The 5,219-nt window shown below is 58.3% G+C and carries 5 protein-coding genes and 1 pseudogene; 1 reads left to right on the top strand and 5 read right to left on the bottom strand.

Annotated elements, in window-relative coordinates; all coding sequences use genetic code 11:
* The 5 genes from nagZ to ACIQ5B_RS10125 form a co-directional block, all read right to left on the bottom strand.
* On the bottom strand, nt 1-888 hold an 888-nt coding region (nagZ, locus tag ACIQ5B_RS10145; RefSeq protein WP_397598914.1), incomplete at its 3' end, for a beta-N-acetylhexosaminidase.
* Nucleotides 889-963: 75 nt separating this feature from the next.
* A complete protein-coding gene (locus ACIQ5B_RS10140) occupies nt 964-1,470 on the bottom strand; it encodes a DUF1993 domain-containing protein (RefSeq protein ID WP_397598913.1) in 507 nt (168 codons plus the stop codon).
* A gap of 69 nt (nt 1,471-1,539) precedes the next feature.
* Entirely contained in the window at nt 1,540-2,211 is a 672-nt protein-coding gene (locus tag ACIQ5B_RS10135) for an SPOR domain-containing protein (RefSeq protein ID WP_397598912.1), read from the bottom strand.
* A gap of 16 nt (nt 2,212-2,227) precedes the next feature.
* Nucleotides 2,228-3,949 (bottom strand): arginine--tRNA ligase, encoded by a 1,722-nt coding sequence (gene argS, locus ACIQ5B_RS10130; protein ID WP_397598911.1) that lies wholly within the window; start codon nt 3,947-3,949, stop codon nt 2,228-2,230.
* 25 nt (nt 3,950-3,974) lie between these two features.
* Complete coding sequence (locus tag ACIQ5B_RS10125) at nt 3,975-4,625, bottom strand: hypothetical protein (protein ID WP_397598910.1); 651 nt, start codon at nt 4,623-4,625, stop codon at nt 3,975-3,977.
* A gap of 135 nt (nt 4,626-4,760) precedes the next feature.
* On the opposite strand from ACIQ5B_RS10125, the pseudogene ispH reads away from it, so the two are divergent.
* Nucleotides 4,761-5,219 (top strand): annotated as a pseudogene (ispH, locus tag ACIQ5B_RS10120) (4-hydroxy-3-methylbut-2-enyl diphosphate reductase); the annotation flags it as partial.

The following is a 5,219-nucleotide window of genomic DNA, read 5'->3' as shown; positions in this document are numbered from 1 at the left end:
TTCAGGCAACATATCTGCAATCGCACGCATTTCGTCCAACCGGCCCCAGCAGTTGAGCGCGATGTCGCATCCGGCCTCAACACAACGTAGCGCGCGTGTCGCCACGTCCCCCTGAAGCGCGTTCATATCGAGATCGTCGCTCATCAACAGGCCGTCAAAGCCGATATTTGCACGGATGATATCATTCAGAACATAAGGCGACATCGTTGCCGTGTGCTGATCGTCCCACACATCATAAACCACATGCCCGGTCATGCCCATCGCGGCGTTGTTAAGCGCGCGAAATGGCGCGAGGTCTTGTTCCAGCTCTGCCGCGCTTGCGGTGACGTGCGGCAGGTCATGATGGGTATCGACGCTGGCGCGGCCCTGCCCCGGCATATGTTTGACAACGCCAATGACGCCGCCCTTTGCAAGGCCATCCAATATCGCGCGGCCAAGCGCGGCAACGCGCATCGGTTCGCTGCCCAGCGCACGGTCACCGATGGCCGAATGCGTTTCGGGCACGCGGACATCCAGCACGGGCAAGCAATCGACGTTAATGCCGACTTCGTTGAGCGACAGCGCGATGGCTTCGGCATTGCAACGCGCCGCCTCAATCGCGGTCATGGGTGCCAAATCATACAGCGCATCGAAAGCGCCGCCAGCCGGAAAGTCAGGCCAAACCGGCGGACGCATACGCGCGACGCGGCCGCCTTCCTGATCAATCAGGACAGGCACATCATCGCGGCCATGCAAGCTGCGCAGACTGTCCGTCAGCGCGCGCACCTGGGCGCGGTCCTCAATATTGCGTTTGAACAGGATGTAGCCCGCCGGTTCGACATCGCGAAACAGGCGTTTTTCATCATCGGTCAGGGTCAGGCCCGAAAGGCCAAATATCACGGGCTTCATGGCGCGCAAGCTAGGGCCGCCGTGCCCCCAAGGCAAGCATGGAGCAGCGGCGCTTTCGCCCAAAGCTGTGTATAATTAACGGATTGCCCCAAGGAAATCGAGCTTGCCCACGGGCACGCCCTTCATCCGCAGCAGCGCATAGGCCATGCTGAGGTGGAAGAAGAAATTGGGAATGGCAAAGCCGTGGACGTAAGTGTTGCCCGTGAAGGGTATGTCACCGCTGGGCGTGGCGAGCACGACTTTCGCGTCTTCGCGGCCTTCAAAACCATCGGGTGAGACGGCTTCCAGAAACGCAATCGCCTTGGCCACGCGGCCCTGCACATCGGCATAGCTGACTTCATCATCCGCCCAAGGCTGATTTTCCACTTGGCCGACACGGACAGCGACGAACTTTGCCGTATCGGTCACCATCTGGACCTGCCGCGTGAGCGGTGCCATGTCGTCGATCAGGCGCGCATCGAGCAAGTCGGACAGGGGCATGCCCTGTTCCGCCGCAAAAGCGCTGCCCTTTTCCAGCATGTTGGACAGGTTTTTCAGACCGCGGATGAAAGCGGGAATGGCGACGTCATATAATGCAGGCATATTCTTCTCCTAAAAAGCGTGCGGGCGGCATAAACTGCCACGGCCCTTTGCCCCCGCAAAAAATGTGGATTAGCGTACGATCAGGCAGTTTTCGCCCGCGACCTTCAGCTTTGCGCACAATTGCTGCGCTTCGGATGAATTTGCGGTCACGGCCTGAAGCCGGAAAACCTTGCGGCCGCCTTCGACATTGGCTTCGGCGATTTTGCGGTTCATTCCGGCCAAAAAGCCAAAGCGTTTGTTCAAAGCAGCCCACGCCGCGTCAGCCTTGGCAGAATCGCCAAACGCACCGAGTTGCACCATGACTGCGCCCGCAGATGGTGCCGCAGACGGTGCGGCTGGTGCTGCCGCTGGAGCCGATGCTATGCCAGCAGGCGGCGCGGCGGCGGCGACTTTCGCGGCGGGAACCAATATCGCGCCGGTTTTGGTCCCTTCGCTCGCGGCAAAGGCCGAATCGCCCTCACCTTCAAATCTTTTGCCACCAGCATCCTGAGGCTTGACCTTATAGGCGCCTGCGGGTGCGGCAATCAGTTGGCCGTTGCCATTCGCGCCGCCGATCTGGTTACGCTGCAGCCAATAGACCGCGCCAACAATCGCGGCGAGCAGGACAAGCCCGGCAAGCAACATCACCGCCATCCGCAGCGGGGATGTGCTTTCAACATATTCGTAACCGTCAGCGGTTTCCAACCAGGGCAGACGATCGGGATCGTTTAGATTCAGTCCATTGTTGTTGGTGTTGTTCATGCCGGTTCCCCAATTGCTACATATTGTAAGCGGCCTCGACGCCCATCAGGCGCAAACCATTGCGCAGAACTTGCCCGATATTGGTCGCCATGAAAAGCCTTGCACCCGTCAGCGCCGGGTCCTGGGGCAATATGAAGCGCTTGTCCGGTTGGTCATTGCCCAGGTTCCAATAGGCATGGAATGCTGCTGCCAAGTCATTGAGGTAAAAGGCAATACGGTGCGGCTCGCCCGATTTGGCGGACGCTTCGACAATGCGCGGGAAGTTTGCAGCTTCGCGAATAAGGCCGATTTCGGCGTCGCCGAGCAACGCCAGTTCGGATCCGTCAACACCAAGCCCCTCGCCCTCTGCCTTGCGCAGTGTCGAGGCGATACGCGCATGGGCATATTGCACATAAAATACCGGATTGTCCTTTGACGCTTCAACCACCTTGGCAAAGTCAAAGTCCATCTGCGCATCGGATTTGCGCGTCAGCATTGTGAAGCGGACGACATCCTTGCCGACTTCTTCAATTACATCGGCGAGCGTGACAAAGCTGCCCGACCGTTTGGACATTTTAACGGGCTCACCGCCGCGCAGCAGGCGCACCATTTGCACAAGCTTGATATCGAAATCGACCTTGCCATCGGTCAGCGCATTGACCGCGGCCTTGATGCGCTTGACGGTACCCGCATGATCCGCGCCCCAGATGTCGATCATGGCGTCAACGCCCTGACTTTTCTGGAAATGATAGGCAAGGTCAGCGCCGAAATAGGTCCAGCTGCCGTTGGATTTCTTGATTGGCCGGTCTTGGTCATCACCAAATTGTGTCGACCGGAATAAGGGAAGCGTTACAGGCTCCCAATCTTCGATTTCCTTGCCCTTTGGCTTTTCCAATTCACCGTCATAGACAAGGCCGCGCGCGCGCAATTCGCGCTCGGCAATGTCCGCCTTGCCTGCTTCATGCAGCTCGGCTTCGGATGAAAACAGGTCGTGGTGGATGCCAAGCAAGGCGAGGTCGGCCTTGATCATCTCCATCATCTCGGCAACCGCAGCTTTGCGGAACAGCGCAAGCCATTCTGCCTCTGGCTGGGCAACATATTGGTCCCCAAAACGCTCGGCGAGATGCTGGCCGACCGGAATCAGATAATCGCCGGGGTACAGCCCTTCGGCGATTTCAATGGTCTCGCCCAATGCTTCGCGATACCGCAAATGCGCCGACCGCGCCAAAACATCGACCTGTCCACCGGCGTCGTTGATATAATATTCGCGCACAACACGGTAGCCTGCGAATTCCATCAATGCGGCAAGCGCATCGCCCACCACAGCGCCGCGGCAATGCCCCATATGCATTGGCCCCGTCGGGTTGGCGGAGACATATTCGATATTCACCGATTTGCCGTCACCACGGTGCGACCGCCCATAATCATCGCCAGCCTGCGCAATTGAACGTAGTTCATCAAGCCATGCCGATGCGTCCAACCGCAAATTTAGAAAGCCGGGCCCAGCGATTTCGACAGCCGTGACGCCAGAAACCTTCGCCAGCTCCGCCGACAAGGCTTCCGCCAATTGCCGCGGATTAAGCCCAGCGGGTTTGGCGAGCACCATCGCGGCGTTGGTCGATATATCACCATGCGATGGATCGCGCGGCGGTTCGACCGTCACATTGGCACGATCAATGCCCGATGGCAGGGTCTTGCTGGCAACAAGTGCGTCCAGCGCATGATCGACATGCGCTGCATATTGTTCAAAAAGGGTCATCTTCGTGCCTTGAAAAAAGCGCGTATCAACGCGTTACATTATACCGCAGCTGATCTTCGGTCAGCTGGAAACCGATAAGCATTTCAAAGCTTGATCGGACGACCGCCGCGCGCACTTCAGGGTCCGCCATGGGGTCGAGCGCGGCATCGGGATCACCCGGCTTGCGCTTCTTGGTAATTTTTTGCACGATTTCGGCCGGCAGGCTGGCCGATGCCTTGTCGATATAGCTTCCGGCTTGCGCGCTGGCGGATGCCCGTTGCTGGCCATCGGCAAATTGCAGGGTCACTTGGCCAACGCGCTTGGCGATAACGGCGCTGTTGCCCTGCACCACGGTGGTGAAATAGGGCAAAGTCACTGTCCGGCTGCCTTGCGTATCGCTGCGCCGTACCTGAACATCAAAACTGGCTTGTGAAAAAATCTTCTCGCCACTGTCGTTGCACGTTGGGCGGATGTTCGTAATCGATGCGACAACGTCAATTGCGCTCGCATCCTGGCTGTCGGCCGGGTTGAACAAGGTGATGTCGCCCGTGCCATCCGGAATGGCGACCGCGGGGCAGCCCGAGCGTGTGACGTTCACGCCTACACCGGCACCGATATCAAGGTCGCCTTCGCGCGAACAACCGGCCAAGGTTGCTGCGACAATGCCGAAGGTCAGGACTTTGGCGGCAAATTTCATATAGGCTATCCTTGGCATAACAGTGCATGGGTTGCGGGTACGTCGCTGGCATTGGTCCTTATCCGCCCATCGCCTGACGTGCAACAGGGGAAAGGTCTTGGCGGATGCGGCCTGTTTAACTAAAGGACATTGCCGATGACTGAACAAACGATCTCCAAGAAACCCCTCACGCTGCTTCTGGCGGCACCACGCGGTTTTTGCGCTGGCGTGGATCGCGCCATTAAGATTGTGGAGCTCGCGCTCGAACAACATGGCGCACCGGTATATGTGCGCCATGAAATTGTGCACAACCGCTTCGTTGTCGACAGTTTGAAGGCCAAGGGCGCGATATTTGTCGAGGAACTGGATGAGGTGCCCGATGGCGGGCATGTCGTATTTTCGGCGCATGGCGTCCCCAAATCGGTACCCGCCAATGCGCAGCAACGCGGCCTTGCCTATTTTGATGCCACCTGCCCGTTGGTATCCAAAGTGCATAAGCAGGCCGAACGACAGGTGGAAGCCGGCCGTCACATCATTTTCGTTGGCCATGCAGGCCATCCCGAAGTCATTGGCACATTCGGCCAAGTCCCCGCAGGCGCGATGACATTGGTGGAA

The organism is Sphingorhabdus sp., from assembly GCF_044374345.1.
Taxonomy (GTDB): domain Bacteria; phylum Pseudomonadota; class Alphaproteobacteria; order Sphingomonadales; family Sphingomonadaceae; genus Sphingorhabdus_B.
The sequence above is the reverse complement of the archived record's forward strand: the minus strand, read 5'-3'. Positions and strand labels throughout refer to the sequence as shown.